The 14,474-nt window shown below is 70.2% G+C and carries 13 protein-coding genes; 9 read left to right on the top strand and 4 right to left on the bottom strand.

The genetic code is table 11. The features are described 5' to 3' along the window. Nucleotides 1–91: 91 nt before the first annotated feature. From arc to ACZ6ZD_RS27400, 4 genes are all read right to left on the bottom strand, one after another. Nucleotides 92–1,837, bottom strand: coding sequence for a proteasome ATPase (gene arc / locus ACZ6ZD_RS27415; protein ID WP_465676786.1), 1,746 nt, complete (start codon nt 1,835–1,837; stop codon nt 92–94). A gap of 69 nt (nt 1,838–1,906) precedes the next feature. Next, nucleotides 1,907–2,863, bottom strand: coding sequence for a tRNA (adenine-N1)-methyltransferase (locus ACZ6ZD_RS27410; RefSeq protein ID WP_465676785.1), 957 nt, complete (start codon nt 2,861–2,863; stop codon nt 1,907–1,909). A 49-nt stretch (nt 2,864–2,912) separates the two neighbouring features. Next, entirely contained in the window at nt 2,913–3,968 is a 1,056-nt protein-coding gene (locus ACZ6ZD_RS27405) for a M50 family metallopeptidase (RefSeq protein ID WP_465676784.1), read from the bottom strand. 151 nt (nt 3,969–4,119) lie between these two features. Further along, nucleotides 4,120–4,905: an intradiol ring-cleavage dioxygenase gene (locus ACZ6ZD_RS27400; RefSeq protein WP_465676783.1), complete on the bottom strand. Its 786-nt coding sequence runs from the start codon at nt 4,903–4,905 to the stop codon at nt 4,120–4,122. A gap of 102 nt (nt 4,906–5,007) precedes the next feature. Between ACZ6ZD_RS27400 and ACZ6ZD_RS27395 the strand changes: the two genes are divergently transcribed. The 9 genes from ACZ6ZD_RS27395 to ACZ6ZD_RS27355 all read left to right on the top strand — a co-directional run bounded on the left by ACZ6ZD_RS27395 (nt 5,008) and on the right by ACZ6ZD_RS27355 (nt 14,359). After that, nucleotides 5,008–5,889, top strand: a complete 882-nt coding sequence (locus ACZ6ZD_RS27395; RefSeq protein WP_465676782.1) for a RecB family exonuclease — start codon at nt 5,008–5,010, stop codon at nt 5,887–5,889. 31 nt (nt 5,890–5,920) lie between these two features. After that, nucleotides 5,921–6,670 (top strand): ABC transporter ATP-binding protein, encoded by a 750-nt coding sequence (locus tag ACZ6ZD_RS27390; protein ID WP_465676781.1) that lies wholly within the window; start codon nt 5,921–5,923, stop codon nt 6,668–6,670. Continuing rightward, nucleotides 6,670–9,201 carry an ABC transporter permease gene (locus ACZ6ZD_RS27385; RefSeq protein ID WP_465676780.1) on the top strand — a complete coding sequence of 844 codons (2,532 nt, stop codon included), beginning with the start codon at nt 6,670–6,672 and terminating at the stop codon, nt 9,199–9,201. The genes ACZ6ZD_RS27390 and ACZ6ZD_RS27385 overlap by 1 nt, the downstream gene beginning before the upstream one ends. A 35-nt stretch (nt 9,202–9,236) precedes the next feature. After that, entirely contained in the window at nt 9,237–9,995 is a 759-nt protein-coding gene (locus ACZ6ZD_RS27380) for an IclR family transcriptional regulator (protein ID WP_465676779.1), read from the top strand. A gap of 9 nt (nt 9,996–10,004) precedes the next feature. Then, on the top strand, nt 10,005–11,417 hold the full coding sequence (gene glpK / locus ACZ6ZD_RS27375; protein ID WP_465676778.1) for a glycerol kinase GlpK: 1,413 nt from the start codon (nt 10,005–10,007) through the stop codon (nt 11,415–11,417). 80 nt (nt 11,418–11,497) lie between these two features. After that, nucleotides 11,498–11,827 carry a YbaB/EbfC family nucleoid-associated protein gene (locus tag ACZ6ZD_RS27370; RefSeq protein WP_465676777.1) on the top strand — a complete coding sequence of 110 codons (330 nt, stop codon included), beginning with the start codon at nt 11,498–11,500 and terminating at the stop codon, nt 11,825–11,827. After that, entirely contained in the window at nt 11,824–12,144 is a 321-nt protein-coding gene (locus ACZ6ZD_RS27365) for a hypothetical protein (protein WP_465676776.1), read from the top strand. The genes ACZ6ZD_RS27370 and ACZ6ZD_RS27365 overlap by 4 nt, the downstream gene beginning before the upstream one ends. Before the next feature lie 3 nt (nt 12,145–12,147). Further along, nucleotides 12,148–13,857 carry an alpha/beta hydrolase gene (locus ACZ6ZD_RS27360; protein WP_465676775.1) on the top strand — a complete coding sequence of 570 codons (1,710 nt, stop codon included), beginning with the start codon at nt 12,148–12,150 and terminating at the stop codon, nt 13,855–13,857. Nucleotides 13,858–13,975: 118 nt separating this feature from the next. Next, complete coding sequence (locus ACZ6ZD_RS27355) at nt 13,976–14,359, top strand: hypothetical protein (protein WP_465676774.1); 384 nt, start codon at nt 13,976–13,978, stop codon at nt 14,357–14,359. Nucleotides 14,360–14,474: the final 115 nt, after the last annotated feature.

The following is a 14,474-nucleotide window of genomic DNA, read 5'->3' as shown; positions in this document are numbered from 1 at the left end:
CGAGCAGCCCCTCCATCTCCCTCGCAGAGCGGGGCGAGGTGGGCGTGCGAACGCCCCGGAACTGGTGAGTTCCGGGGCGTTGGCGCGCGGCTTAGAGGTACTGGCCGGTGTTGGTGGCGGTGTCGATGGAGCGGCCGGGCTCGGTGCCTTGTTTGCCGGAGATGAGGGTGCGGATGTAGACGATCCGCTCGCCCTTCTTGCCGGAGATGCGGGCCCAGTCGTCGGGGTTGGTCGTGTTCGGGAGGTCCTCGTTCTCCTTGAACTCGTCGACGCACGCCTGCAGCAGGTGCTGCACCCGAAGGCCCTTCTGGTTGTCGTCCAGGAAGGCCTTGATCGCCATCTTCTTGGCCCGGTCGACGATGTTCTGGATCATCGCGCCGGAGTTGAAGTCCTTGAAGTACAGGACCTCCTTGTCGCCGTTGGCGTAGGTGACCTCGAGGAACCGGTTCTCGTCGGCCTCGGTGTACATCCGCTCGACGGTGCGCTGGATCATGCCGTCCACGCAGGCCTGCCGGTCGCCGCCGAACTCACCGAGGTCGTCGGTGTGCAGGGGCAGCGAGGCGGTCAGGTACTTGGAGAAGATGTCGCGGGCGGACTCGGCGTCCGGCCGCTCGATCTTGATCTTCACGTCCAGCCGGCCCGGGCGCAGGATCGCCGGGTCGATCATGTCCTCGCGGTTCGAGGCGCCGATGACCAGGACGTTCTCCAGGCCCTCGACCCCGTCGATCTCGCTCAGCAGCTGCGGGACGATGGTGTTCTCGACATCGGAGGAGACGCCGGAGCCGCGGGTGCGGAACAGCGAGTCCATCTCGTCGAAGAACACGATCACCGGCATCCCCTCGGACGCCTTCTCGCGAGCGCGCTGGAAGACCAGGCGGATGTGCCGCTCGGTCTCACCGACGTACTTGTTCAGCAGCTCGGGACCCTTGATGTTGAGGAAGAAGGATTTCTGCTCCTCGACACCGGTCCGCTCGGCGACCTTCTTGGCCAGCGAGTTCGCCACCGCTTTCGCGATCAGCGTCTTGCCGCAGCCGGGCGGGCCGTAGAGCAGCACGCCCTTGGGCGGCTTGAGCTCGTGCTCCAGGAAGAGGTCCTTGTGCAGGTACGGCAGCTCGACCGCGTCCCGGATCTGCTCGATCTGGCCGGCCAGGCCGCCGATCTGGGTGTAGTCGATATCCGGTACCTCTTCGAGGACCAGCTCCTCGACCTCGGATTTCGGGATCTTCTCGTACACATAGCCGGAGCGGGGCTCCAGCAGCAGCGAGTCGCCGGTGCGCAGCGCGATGTCGAGCAGCGGCGCGGCGAGCCGGACGACCCGCTCCTCGTCGGCCTGCGCGATCACCAGTGCCCGCTCGCCGTCGGCCAGCAGCTCCTTCAGCATCACCACGTCGCCCACGACCTCGAAGTCGCAGACCTCGACCACGTTGAGCGCCTCGTTCAGCATCAGCTCCTGGCCGAGCTTGAGGTCGTCCAGATCGATCGACGGGCTGGCCGCCACCCGGAGCTTGCGGCCCCCGGTGAACACGTCCAGCGTGTCGTCGTCGTTGCGGCCGAGGAAGGTGCCGAATCCGGACGGCGGTTGGGCCAGCCGGTCGACTTCCTCCTTCAGGGCGATGATCTTCTCTCGCGCCTCCCGCAGCGTATCGGCCAGCCGCTCGTTCTGAGCGGTGACACTTGCCAAGGAGGCCTGTGTTTCGGACAGCCTGCTCTCGAGCCCCCGACTGTCTGCGGGGTGCTCCAGCAACCGACGCCGCAACGCTGCGACTTCGGCTTCCAGGTACCGGACCTGGTTACGCAGCTCTGCCGCGGTAGGACTCTCGTCTCCAGCCACGATCATCACCTCACCATGTGGGGCTCGACCCTATGGACCTTACCCAGAAAACCTCGCCGGGCAAGCTGAATCCCATCACGTGTCGGTTGCGGATGAACCTGTTGCTCCCGGCACATCTTCTCCGACGTCACCACGACGGGGGCCTGTGTAGTCGTCGCCGTACGCGCCCGGTGCCGGGCGGCGCTTCTTCCGGGGCGCCTGCACCCCGTGCGCCATCCGCCGTGCGGTGACCAGAAACGCGGTGTGACCCTGCATCCGGTGGCCCGGACGGACCGCGAGACCCTCCACGTGCCAGTCTCGCACGAGTGACTCCCACGCGCGCGGCTCGGTGAATTCGCCGTGTGCCCGCAACGTCTCCACGACGCGGCTCAGCTGGGTCGTGGTGGCCACGTACGCGCAGAACACGCCGCCGGGGCTCAACGCCCCGGCCGCGGCGTCCACGCACTCCCAGGGCGCCAGCATGTCGAGGATGATCCGGTCGACATCGGTCTCGGCCAGTTTCTCGACCAGGTCGCCGACCTCGAGCCGCCAGGCCGGGTGCTCGGCCCCGAAGAAGCCGGTCACGTTCTTCCGCGCGACCTCGGCGAAGTCCTCGCGCCGTTCGAACGAGATGACCTGCCCGTGGACGCCGACCGCCCGCAGCAGGGCCGTGGTCAGCGCACCGGACCCGGCCCCGGCCTCGACGACCTTCGCGCCCGGGAAGACGTCGGCCATCGTGACGATCTGCGCGGTGTCCTTGGGGTAGATCACCGCCGCGCCGCGCGGCATCGAGACCGAGTAGTCGGCCATCAGCGGCCGCAGCGCGAGGTACTCGACACCGCCCTTGGACTTGATCACGACGGCGTCCGGGCCGTCGATCAGGTCGTCGTGGGCGATCCCGCCCTTGGTGGTGTGGAAGATCTTCTCGCGCTCCAGTTTCACCGAGTGCCGGCGGCCCTTGGAGTCCTGCAGGGTGATCCACTCCCCCGCCTGCAAGGGGCCGTGGTGCACCCCGGAGAACGCCTGGTCGGGAAAGTCGCGCAAGTCAGCCATAAGGCGCTCACCTTAACTTTCGGTGACCGCGGCCGCGGCACCGAGGTGGTCAACGACCGCGGAAGGCCTGTTCGACGTCGGCGGTGGCCAGGACGCCGTACACCGTGCCGGCCGCGTCCAGGACGAGGTACTCCGAGGCGGGGTGCTCGCGCAGGGTCGCGAGGATCTCCTCGCCGGTGTCGTTGACGCCGAGGATGTGGCCCGCGCCGATCCGGGTGGACACCTCGCTGACCGTGGTCCACGGCCGCTGGTTCGGCGCGACGGCGGCGACCGCGGTCTCCGAGACCAGTGCGTGCGGTTTGCCGTCGCCGTCGATCACGACGACCGCGCCGGCGTGCACCTCGGCCGCCATCCGGACAGCCTCGGAGATCGGCGTCTGCGAGTGGACGGCGATCGCGCGGCGGGCCATCGTGCGGACCTGCAGCGCGGGCAGTTTGCGGCGCAGCCGGGCCTGCATCAGCGCCGCGGTCGAGCCCATCCAGAGGAAGAACCCGACGGCCAGCGCGATCAGGAAGTCGATGATGGACGGCGTCCGGCCCCAGATCTCCTCGATGATCACCGGCGCGGCCAGCACCAGGATCGCCAGCACCCGCCCGGCCCAGGCGGCCGCGATGGTGCCGGTGTGCATGTTGCCGGTCGCCTTCCAGACGATCGCGCGCAGCACCCAGCCGCCGTCCAGCGGCAGACCGGGCAGCATGTTGGTGACGCCGACGATCAGGTTCGCGACGCCGAGCTGCCACAGCGCGATGTGCGCGACGCCGTCGTCGACGGCCCGCGACCCGGCGTAGGCCACGCCGCCGACCACCAGCGAGGCGACCGGCCCGACGACCGAGACCGCGAACTCCTCGAACGGCGTCTTGCGCTCGCCCTCGATGTGGGTGCCGGCCGCGAAGAAGCCGAGGTTGATCTCGGACACGCCGATCCCGAACCGCAGCGCCGTCAGCGCGTGCGCCAGCTCGTGGATCAGGATCGACACCGTGAAGGCGACCACGAACGCGAACGCCGCGACGTAGCGCCAGCCGCCCAGACCGGGGAACTGCTGCCCGATGATGGAGGCGAACCCGAACGCGAGCAGCATCGCCACCGGCAGCCAGGTGAACCGCATCGTGAGCCGGATCCCGCGCACACGACCAAGGACCCAGGTACCGGGCGGCGGTGGGCCGGCCGACTGGGCGGGACTGCTCTGGGAATCACGCGACTCGGACATCACCCCCAACGCTACTGGGCCCCAGGTAACACCGTGCTACCAACCCGGGTCACACACCGACAACAAGTGTCGCGGTGTATCCCCGCTCGGCGTCCCCGGTGACGGTCGCGAGCTGATGGACGCCGTCGTCGTCGCCGAACACGCCGTCGTCGGACAGCGACGTCCGGCGCAGGTTGTCGGCGCTGCCGGGATAGCCGTCGGTGGCGTAGACAGCAGCGCAGACGTCTTCCGGGAAGGCGAGCTGGGACGTCGCACTGATCTTGCCGGCCGCGGTCGCCTCGGACAGGCTCGCGTAGATCTCGAAGTGCAGGTGCGGCCAGCGGCCGGGGTAGGCGGCCGGGAAGATCGACTTGAAGGTGACCTTGCCGTCGCTTCCCGCGGGCTGGACGCCGCGCAGGTAGTTCTCGGTGGTCGCACCCTCGGAGTAGAGCGAGTAGCGGCCTTCGGCGTCGCACTGCCACAGGTAGACGGCCGCGCCGGGCAGCGGCTGGTCGTTGTCGGCCTCCACGATCGTCAGCTCGATCGTGAGCGGTACGCCGGATGCCGTCCCGGAGAAGGATCCGAACGAGCGGGTGATGTCACTGCGCACGATGCCGGACTCGGTCAGCACGTTCGGCCCGTTCGAGCCGTCGCCGGGATATGGGCCGGCTGTCTCGCCCGGGATCTCCTGGATGTCACCGGGCGCGGCGCTCGGGCCGGCGGCCGGCTGGGAGTCCGGCGTACAGGCGGTCAGCGCGACCAGGCCGGCGCCGGCGAACAGGCCCAGGACCTGGCGGCGGCGCAGCGTGCCGAGGTCGTACTCCAGGCCGAGATCGTGTTCACGTGGGGGCTTCATGGGACGAGCTTGGCAACTGGGACCGATAGTTGACCGAAAGCCGGCTGGGAGTTGTCTGGGAGTCTGGCGCAAAGTGTCGGCGGGCTCGCCTAGGGTTCCGGTATGAGTGTTGCGGTCGAGGTCCAGGGACATCCGCGTGGCGCGTTGTCGCCGTCGCGGGCGGCAGATTTCATGACCTGTCCGCTGAAGTACCGCTTCCGCGTGGTCGACCGGCTGCCCGAGAAGCCGTCGTCCGCGGCGGTGCGGGGCACCGTGGTGCACGGCGTGCTGGAGCGGCTGTTCGATCTGCCGCGCGGCCAGCGGACTCTGGAGCAGGCCGCGCAGATGCTGGAGCCGCAGTGGCAGCAGATGCTGGAGGCCGAGCCCGAGGTGGCCGAGCTGTTCGCCGAGGACACCTCGGGTGAGGAGCTGGCGAGCTGGCTGGCCGAGGCGCATCAGCTGCTCGGTAAGTACTTCACGCTCGAGGATCCGAACCTGCTGGAGCCGGCCGAGCGCGAGCTGTACGTCGAGACCGAGCTGGAGTCCGGCCTCGTCCTGCGTGGGTACGTCGACCGGCTCGACGTGGCGCCGACCGGCGAGATCCGGGTCGTCGACTACAAGACCGGCCGGTCGCCGTCGGAGTTCTTCGAGGCCAAGGCGCTGTTCCAGATGAAGTTCTACGCGCTGGTGCTGTGGCGGCTGCGCGGCGTGGTGCCGGCGATGCTGCAGCTGGTCTACCTGGGTAACGGCGAGATCGTCCGCTACGTCCCCGACGAGGCCGATCTGCGCGCCTGCGAGCGGAAGGTGTCGGCGTTGTGGACGGCGATCAGCCGCGCGCTGGAGTCGGGTGACTGGCGGCCGAGCCCGGGCCCGCTGTGCAACTGGTGCGACTACAAACCGCTCTGCCCGTCACACGGCGGGACGCCCCCGCCGTTGCCGCAGCGGACGGTCGAGGAGGTCGTGGTGGAGTCGGCCGGGGTCGATCTGATCAGCGTCGACGGCTGACGCGGAACCCGCAGTCGATAGCGTTCGTCGCATGACCGTGACTGACCAGGCCGCTGTGCGCGCTGTCGACGTGACGAAGAGGTACGGCGGTGGGCAGACACAGGTCGACGCGCTCGTCGAGCTGACCGCGACCTTCGGCAAGGGCCGGTTCACCGCGATCATGGGCCCATCCGGCTCGGGGAAGTCGACGTTGCTGCACTGTCTGGCCGGCCTGGACCGGCCGACCTCGGGTCAGGTTTTCCTCGGTGACGTCGAGATTGCCGGGCTGTCGGAAAAGCAGCTGACCCATCTGCGGCGGGATCGGATCGGTTTCGTCTTCCAGGCGTTCAACCTGGTGCCGACGCTGACCGCGCTGGAGAACATCACCCTCCCACTCGACCTGGCCGGCCGATCGCCGGATCAGGAGTGGCTGACGACGGTGATCGACACGATCGGCCTCGGCGACCGCCTGCGGCACAAGCCGTCGGAGCTGTCCGGCGGCCAGCAGCAGCGGGTCGCGTGCGCCCGGGCGCTGGCTTCGCGCCCGGAGGTGGTCTTCGCCGATGAGCCCACCGGCAACCTGGATTCGCAGTCGTCGGCCGGCGTCCTGGGGTTCCTGCATCGGTCGGTGCGCGAGTTCGGGCAGACGGTCGTGATGGTCACCCACGATCCGACCGCGGCGTCGTACGCGGATCGGGTGCTGTTCCTGGCGGACGGGCGGCTCCGGTCGGAGCTGGTCGATCCGACCGCCGAGACCGTCCTGGACACGATGAAGAGTCTCGACCCGGCTGTGGCCGGCTGATGCTGAAGCTCGGTCTGCGGTCGGTTCTCGCGCATCGGCTCCGGTTCGTGCTGTGCACGGTCGCGGTCGTGCTCGGCGTCGCGTTCGTCGGCGGCGCGATGGTTTTCACCGACACGTTGTCGACCGCGCTCAAGGCGCAGTACGCCGGCAGTACGGCGGATCTCACCGTCACGCCGGTCGATCCGGTCGGTCGCAGCGGCCCGCCGGCCACGGTGTCGGCCGAGCTCGCCGACCAGGTGGCCGCCGTCCCTGGGGTCGCGGAGGCGGACGGTCAGGTGCTGGTCGCCGACGTCCAGATCCTGCGCCCGGATGGCGAGCCGATCGAGACCTACGGGCTCCCGGCGTACGGCGCGAGCTGGCCGCATTCACCGCGGACGGCGCCGTTCACGCTGATGAGCGGTGAGCAGCCGTTCGGCAAGGCCGAGCTCGGCCTCGACCGGTCGACCGCGTCGGACGCCGGGTACAGCCTCGGCGACCAGGTCCGGATCGTCACCGCGAACCGCGTGCTGACGGCCGAGCTGACCGCGATCACCACCGCGGCCCAGGCCGGGGTGGCCGCGGGCGCGCCGCTGGTCACCTTCGATGCCGCGACCGCCCAGCTGGTCCTCCTCGGCAAGCCGGGCTGGACGTCGGTCGCGGTCGCGCTGGCTCCCGGCGCGGACGCCGGCCAGGTGCAGGCCGCCATCACGAAAACGCTCAGCACGACGAAGCTCGGCGCGCCGGTCGAGGTGCGGACGGCGGCGCAGGTCGAGGCCGATGGGGAGAGCGCGCTCGACGCGACCTTCGGCGGCTTCAGCTCGGTGCTGCTGATGTTCGCCGGGCTGGCGTTGTTCGTCGGCGGGTTCCTGATCGTGAACACGTTCGCGATGCAGGTCGCGCAGCGCACCCGTGAGCTGGCGATGCTGCGGGCGATCGGCGCGTCCCGCGGGCAGGTCACCGCGACGGTGCTGGCCGAGGCGTTCGTCGTCGGCGTGATCGGTTCGACGTTCGGTCTGCTGCTCGGCATCGGCGTCGCCGCGGGGATCCAGCTCGTCTACCGCAGCCTGGGCACCGCCGTCCCGACCACGGGATTGCAGATCGGCCCGGCGACGATCATCGCCTGCTACCTGATCGGCATCGTGCTGACGCTTGCGGCGGCGTACCCGTCGGCGCGGCGCGCGGGCAAGCTGCCGCCGATGGCCGCGCTGCGCGAAGGCGCGACGATCCCGGAGCGGTCCCTGCTGGTCCGGCTGCTGGCCGGTGCGTTCCTGCTACTGATGGCCGGTGTCTTCTACGCCGTCGCCCAGCAGATCCGCGGTCTGCCCGGTGCGTTCCTGCTCGCGCTCGGCGCCGCGATGGCGCTGCTCGGCATCGTGCTGACCAGCCCGCTCGTCAGCCGGTACGTCGTCCGCGCGTTACTCGCTCCGCTCGGCCGCAAGGCGCCGGTGACGCTGGGTCGGCGCAACGCCGAGCGCAACCCGCGGCGGACGTCGGCGACGGCGTCCGCGCTGATGATCTCGGTCGCGCTGATCAGCGGGCTGATCGTGATCGCGGCCTCGGCGAAGGCCTCGATCGACAAGAGCATCGCCGACGCGATCGGCACCTCCGACCTGGTCGTCAGCTCGGCCGCGCCGAACACGTTCAGCCCGCAGGTCGCCGAGCAGATCCGGCAGGTCCCGGGGGTCGCGGCCGTGCACCAGGTCCGCCGGCAGGAGGGCAAGGTCGACGACACCCCGGTCACCGTGAGCGGCGTCGCGACCGGCACGCTCGACGGCCCGATCACCGTCACCTTCGACTCCGGCAGCCTCGACGGCCTGGCCAAGGGCCAGGTGCTGCTCCCCCGCACGCTGGCCAAGACGCTCGGCCTGACCACCGGCGAGAAGTTCACCCTGACCACGACGAGCGGCAAGCACGAGCTGACGGTCTCCGGCGTCATCGCGCCGAACCGGCAGGCGAACGCGGTCGTCCTCGCGCTCGATGCGTACGACGCGCTCGGCGCGGCCCCGGCCGACTCGCTCCTCTACGTGGATGTTGCCGAAGGCACCAGTACGGCGCAGGCCGGCCCGGCGATCCTGGAGCGACTCAAGGACTACCCGACGATCGAGGTCCGCGATCAGCAGGCCTACGCCGCGCAGGCGCGCGGGCCGGTGAACATCGCGGCCGGGGTGATCGGGATGCTGCTCGCGCTGGCGATCCTGATCGCGATCCTCGGCATCGTGAACACGCTGGCGCTCGGCGTCGTCGAGCGGACCCGCGAGATCGGGCTGCTGCGCGCGATCGGGATGGACCGGCCGCAGCTGCGCCGGATGCTGCGGGTGGAGTCGATCGCGATCGCGCTGCTCGGCTCGCTGCTCGGGCTGGCCGTCGGCGTGCTGACCGCGGCGTCCATCCAACGGGTGCTCGTCGACAACGGGCTCGGGGTGCTCGACGTCCCGGTGCTGCAGCTGCTCGGCGCGGTGGTCGCGGCCGGCGTCATCGGCGTACTGGCCGCGGTCTGGCCGTCACGGCGTGCAGCGCGGCTGGATGTCCTGCAGGCGATCGCGACCGAGTAGCAGCCAGGGGCGGCTTTCACAGGTAGCCTGCGGGCATGCCGGGCAGTGTGCAGTCGATCGAGCGGGCTGCGGCCGTGCTCCGGCTGCTCGCTGCTGCGCCGAACGGGCTGGGTGTCGCGGACGTCGGCAACGCGCTCGGCCTGGCCAAGACGACCGTGCACGGCATCCTGCGGACACTGCATCAGGTCGGTTTCGTCGAGCAGGATCGCAGCGGCGCGCACTACCACTTGAGCGACGCGTTCGGCCGCCTCGGCGAGAGCTACCTGGATCCGAACGAGCTGCGCAGCCGCGCGATCAACTGGGCCGATTCGCTGGCCGCACGCAGCGGCGAGGTCGTCCGCGTCGGTCGGCTCGTCGAGGCCAAGGTGATGGTCGTGCACCACGTCTTCCGCCCCGACGACAGCGACCAGGCGATGGACGTCGGGACGACGTTGCCGCCGCATGCGACCGCGTTGGGCAAGGCCGTGCTCGCGTTCGACGCCAGCGGCGCGACCCGGCCGAAGAAGCTGGAGGCGTTCACGACCCGAACGATCGTCGAGCCGGCCCGGCTGGCCGAGGAGCTGGCCGCCGTCCGGGCCCGGGGCTGGGCGAGCGAGTTCGAAGAACACACGATCGAGATCGCCGGGATCGCCGCGCCGATCCGCGGGCTGGGCGGGCTGGTGGTCGGCGCGGTCGGGCTGACCGGCCGGATCGAGCGGATCTGCGACAGCCGGCTGCGGCACCGCGCGGATCTGGTCACGATGGTCCGCGCCACCGCCGAGGCGATCGCCCGGGATCTGCGAGCCGACACGTGAGGGGCCGGCATGGCTGAGCAGTACGTCGCCGCGGTCGACCAAGGCACCAACTCGACCCGCTGCATCCTGTTCGACCGGCGCGGCCGGCTCGTCTCGGTCGCCCAGCGCGAACACCGCCAGCTGTTCCCGAAGCCGGGCTGGGTCGAGCACGACGCGGCCGAGATCTGGCGGAACGTGACCCGGGTGGTGCCGGCCGCCCTGCGCCAGATCGGCGCCGACGCCCAGCAGATCGTTGCCATCGGCATCACCAACCAGCGCGAGACCAGCCTGCTCTGGGACCGCGCGACCGGCCGCCCGATCGGCAACGCGGTCGTCTGGCAGGACACCCGGACCGATCGGCTGGTGACCGAGCTGGCCGGCGACGAGGGCCCGGACCGGTTCGCCGATCTGTGCGGACTGCCGCTGACGACGTACTTCTCGGCGCCGCGGCTGAAGTGGATGCTCGACCACACCCCCGGGTTGCGGGCGCGCGCCGAACGCGGCGAGGTCCTGTTCGGCACGATGGAAACCTGGCTGATCTGGAACTTCACCGGCGGCCCGGACGGCGGCGTCCACGCGACCGACGTGACGAATGCCAGCCGGACGATGCTGATGAACATCGCGACCCTGGAATGGGACGACGAGCTGCTCGCGGCGTTCGACGTACCGCGCGCGATCCTGCCGGAGATCCGGCCGTCGTCCGGGGTGTTCGCGACCGCGACCGCGGTGCTGCCCGGCGTCCGGATCGGCGCGGCGCTCGGCGATCAGCAGGCCGCGCTCTTCGGGCAGACGTGTTTCAGCGCCGGCGAGGCCAAGTGCACCTACGGCACCGGCGCGTTCCTGCTGCTGCACACGGGTCAGGAGATCGTCCGGTCCAAGCACGGCATGCTGACGACGGTCGCGTACCAGATCGGTTCGGAGCCGGCGTCGTACGCGCTCGAAGGGTCGATGGCGGTCACCGGCTCACTGGTGCAGTGGTTCCGCGACGGGCTCGGCCTGATCCACACCGCAGCCGAGATCGAGACGCTCGCCCGGACAGTCGACGACAACGGCGGCGCCTACATCGTCCCAGCCTTCTCCGGCCTGTTCGCACCGCATTGGCGCAGCGAGGCCCGCGGCGTCATCGCCGGCCTCACCGGCTACATCACCAAGGGCCACCTCGCCCGCGCCGTCCTGGAAGCAACCGGCTTCCAGACCCTCGAGGTCGTCAACGCAATGAACGCCGACTCCGGCATCGCCCTCACCACCCTCAAGGTCGACGGCGGCATGACCGCCAACAACCTCCTCATGCAGTTCATCGCCGACCTCCTCGACGTCCGCGTCGTCCGCCCGATGGTCACCGAAACCGTCTCCCTCGGCGCCGCCTACGCCGCCGGCCTCGCCGTCGGCTACTGGCCCGACCTAGAAGGCCTCCGCTCCAACTGGCACCGCGCCGGCCAATGACCTCTTGAGGCCATCGCCCGGCCCGCGGGCCCGGTCCGCGTCATCCTCTCCGTGAGAACCCGGCACGGAAGGAGAACAGGATGCAGTTCGAGCTCGCGGACGAGTTGGCCGTCATCCAGCGGCAACTCGACGAGGTCCGCGCGGTCGCCGACTCACCGAACGGGCTCGTCACCGCGACCGTCGACGGCCGCGGCCGGGTCTGCGCCCTGGATCTGGACGCCCGCATCTACCGCAACCATGACACCGGTGCGCTGGCCGGGCAGATCCTGGCCGCGATCGAGCAGGCCGGTGCGGACGCCGCCCAGCAGGCCGGCCAGGTGGCCCGGCGCGTCCTCGGGATCGCCGATTCCAGCCAGGTCACCGATCCGGCGTTCGACGTACCGCGCCGCCTTCTCGGCGGTGTGCGATGAGCGGGAGTCTGCATCTGTTCCTCGAAGAGGCCGAGCCGTACGTCGCTTCCCTTGGCAAGACCGGTGAGGACCTGACCGAGGAGATGCGGCTGCTGCAGGCGGCTCTGCAGAGCTCGGTGCACCAGATCGGCTCGGACCTGATCGGGACGGCGTTCGGCGCGGGTTTCGTGCCCGCGGGGAAGACCGTCGGCGACGTCGCCGTCCAGGTCCCCACCGATTTCACCAAGCTGTACGACGGCGGCGTCGCCGCGCTGGCCCTGTATCGGCTCCAGACCGTGAACGCCGTCCTCGCGCTCACCCGCCTGATCAAGGAGTGACCGGTGATCCCCGAACCGACCACCGCGCTCAACTTTTGGCCACAGGTCCGGGCGATCTCCGGCTGGCCGCAGACCAATGAGCTCGAGGTGGAGACGCTGGCCAAGTCGCTGACCGACGCGAGCCGCGCGCTGGAGCGACCCGCCGGCCTCAGTACTGCCCCGGGCGACGCCTCCTGGCCGGACGACGCGGGCCGCGAGTACGCCGATTCCACGCGCAGCGTGCTGACCAAGGCCGCCGATACCGCGACGGCGACCAACCAGCTCGCCACAGCCGCGTCGTCGTTCGCGACCCTGGTCGCCGGGACCAAGACCGCCCTCACCGGTCTGGTCAATCTGAACCTGCCCCTCTACGCCTCCCTCAGCCTGCTGCCCGACGCCGTCCGCGGCCCGGCCGAGGCGTTCTTCGTCAGCCAAGTTGGCCTGTTCGGCAAAGGCGTGATGTCGGGCGCTGCCGCCCAGGCAGGCACCCTCGGCCAGGTCCAGACCGCCCTCACCCCCGGCGGCGACGCCAATCGGACTCCGCTCCCACCGCCGCCGCCAAACGGCACGGCGCAGCAGAACGCCGACTGGTGGAAGAGCCTCACTCCAGACCAGCAACAGCAGTACCTGCGCGAGCAGCCCGGACGGATCGGCAATCTCAACGGCCTGCCGTCGGCGGTGCGTGACGAGGCGAACCGCAGCGTGCTGATCGCCAACCGCACCGCGACCCAGGCCGAACGCGACCGGCTCCAGGCAGAGCTCGACCGGGTCGGCAGCGCACCCGGCCGCGCGGCCGAGCGCAGCGCGCTGAAGAACCAGCTCGCCGCGGTCGACGCGCGGTTGCAGGGGCTGGACAACCTCCAGCGGACGCTCGACAGCGTCAAGCCGGGCACGTTCGACAACATGGGCCGCGAGCTCGACCGGTACTACCTGCTCGGGTTCGACCCGGCCGGGAACGGCAGGTTCATCGTTGCCCACGGCAACCCGGATCGGGCGGCGAACATCGCCACCTTCGTCCCGGGCGCGAACAGCGGGCTGAACGAGTCGGGCCGTGCGCTGGAACGCGGCGACAACCTGTACGACGCCGCCGCGCGATCCGGCGCGGAACCCGGCAGCACCGCCGTCATCACCTGGCTCGGCTACGACTCCCCCGGCCTGGCCGAGGCCTTCGGCTCCTACGCGCCGGCCCAGGCGGGCGCGCCCGCGCTGACCGAGTTCCAGCAGGGGCTGACCGTGGCACGTGGCGGGGTTGATGCCAACACCACCCTGGTCGGCCACTCCTACGGCGCGCGCGTCATCGGAACGGCAGTCAGCGCCAGCCCTGGCCTGGCCGACCAGGTCGTCGGCGCCGGCGCGCTCGACTTCGGCACCAATCCGTCCGGCCGGATGATCCAGAGCGCGGCCGAGCTCCATCTGCCGCAGAACAAGGTCTGGGTGGTCGAGCATCGCCTCGATGCCGCTGCCGACGCGACTACTCCGGTCGTGCCGGACGCCGGCGGCTACGGCGTCATCGAGGACGTCGGCGCGCCGGGCGGCGACCCGTCCCGTCCGGAGTTCGGCGCTTCGGTCGTCGGCGCCGAACCGGGCCCGTACCGCGACAGCTACGTCGGGCTCGGCGGCTACGCGACCGAGCCCTTCGGCGCTGCGCACGGCAACATGTTCGATCCGGACGACGGGCACCGCGCGGGGCTCGATCGGATGGGGAACATCATCGTCAACGGCCGGGCCGAGTAGCGGGCGCAACCCTTTCGCCCAGGGTCGAAGAGCGGTAATTGTGATGGTTGTTTCAAACGCTTGATACAGAACGCGTTTAACGTCTCGGGCATCAATTGACGACTCGGGAGGAAATGAGATGTCTTCGGTAATCAGACTGCTTGCGGTGGCCGCGCTGGGGGTTTCGGCGGTCGGGGTGACGCCGGTGGTGGCGCAGGCTACGACCGACGGGACGCAGGCGCTGAAGATCACCCGGATCAAGTGTCACGAGACGGAGGACAACACCGGCGCCGACGATATCTACCTGATGGTCGACGGCTCGGTGATCATGAATGCGATTCAGTTCACCAACGGCGACGACAAGGATATTGCGGATATCCCGATCGAGGCCGGCAAGGTGCTGACGATGATGGAGAGCGACTGGCCGGACGCCAACGACAACCTGGGCGCGAAACGGATCAACGGCCCCGGGAACTACGAATTCACCGACGACGGCGCGCACTACACGGTGACGGTCGGCTGAGTGTCGTGGGGGGGGGGGGGGGGGGGGGGGGGGGGGGGCCGGGGGGGGGGGGGGGGGGAGGGGGGGGGGGGGGGGGTGGGGGGGGGGGGGGGGGGGGGGGGGGGGGGGGGGGGGG

The sequence above is a fragment of the Kribbella sp. NPDC104218 genome (genome assembly GCF_055584105.1).
This window is presented reverse-complemented; position numbering and strand designations above follow the sequence as displayed.

Coding starts and splice junctions, on each gene's coding strand:
- arc (WP_465676786.1), bottom strand. CDS start 1,837: ATGATCGTGGCTGGAGACGAGAGTCCTACCGCGGCAGAGCTGCGTAAC.
- ACZ6ZD_RS27410 (WP_465676785.1), bottom strand. CDS start 2,863: ATGGCTGACTTGCGCGACTTTCCCGACCAGGCGTTCTCCGGGGTGCAC.
- ACZ6ZD_RS27405 (WP_465676784.1), bottom strand. CDS start 3,968: ATGCGGTTCACCTGGCTGCCGGTGGCGATGCTGCTCGCGTTCGGGTTC.
- ACZ6ZD_RS27400 (WP_465676783.1), bottom strand. CDS start 4,905: ATGAAGCCCCCACGTGAACACGATCTCGGCCTGGAGTACGACCTCGGC.
- ACZ6ZD_RS27395 (WP_465676782.1), top strand. CDS start 5,008: ATGAGTGTTGCGGTCGAGGTCCAGGGACATCCGCGTGGCGCGTTGTCG.
- ACZ6ZD_RS27390 (WP_465676781.1), top strand. CDS start 5,921: ATGACCGTGACTGACCAGGCCGCTGTGCGCGCTGTCGACGTGACGAAG.
- ACZ6ZD_RS27385 (WP_465676780.1), top strand. CDS start 6,670: ATGCTGAAGCTCGGTCTGCGGTCGGTTCTCGCGCATCGGCTCCGGTTC.
- ACZ6ZD_RS27380 (WP_465676779.1), top strand. CDS start 9,237: ATGCCGGGCAGTGTGCAGTCGATCGAGCGGGCTGCGGCCGTGCTCCGG.
- glpK (WP_465676778.1), top strand. CDS start 10,005: ATGGCTGAGCAGTACGTCGCCGCGGTCGACCAAGGCACCAACTCGACC.
- ACZ6ZD_RS27370 (WP_465676777.1), top strand. CDS start 11,498: ATGCAGTTCGAGCTCGCGGACGAGTTGGCCGTCATCCAGCGGCAACTC.
- ACZ6ZD_RS27365 (WP_465676776.1), top strand. CDS start 11,824: ATGAGCGGGAGTCTGCATCTGTTCCTCGAAGAGGCCGAGCCGTACGTC.
- ACZ6ZD_RS27355 (WP_465676774.1), top strand. CDS start 13,976: ATGTCTTCGGTAATCAGACTGCTTGCGGTGGCCGCGCTGGGGGTTTCG.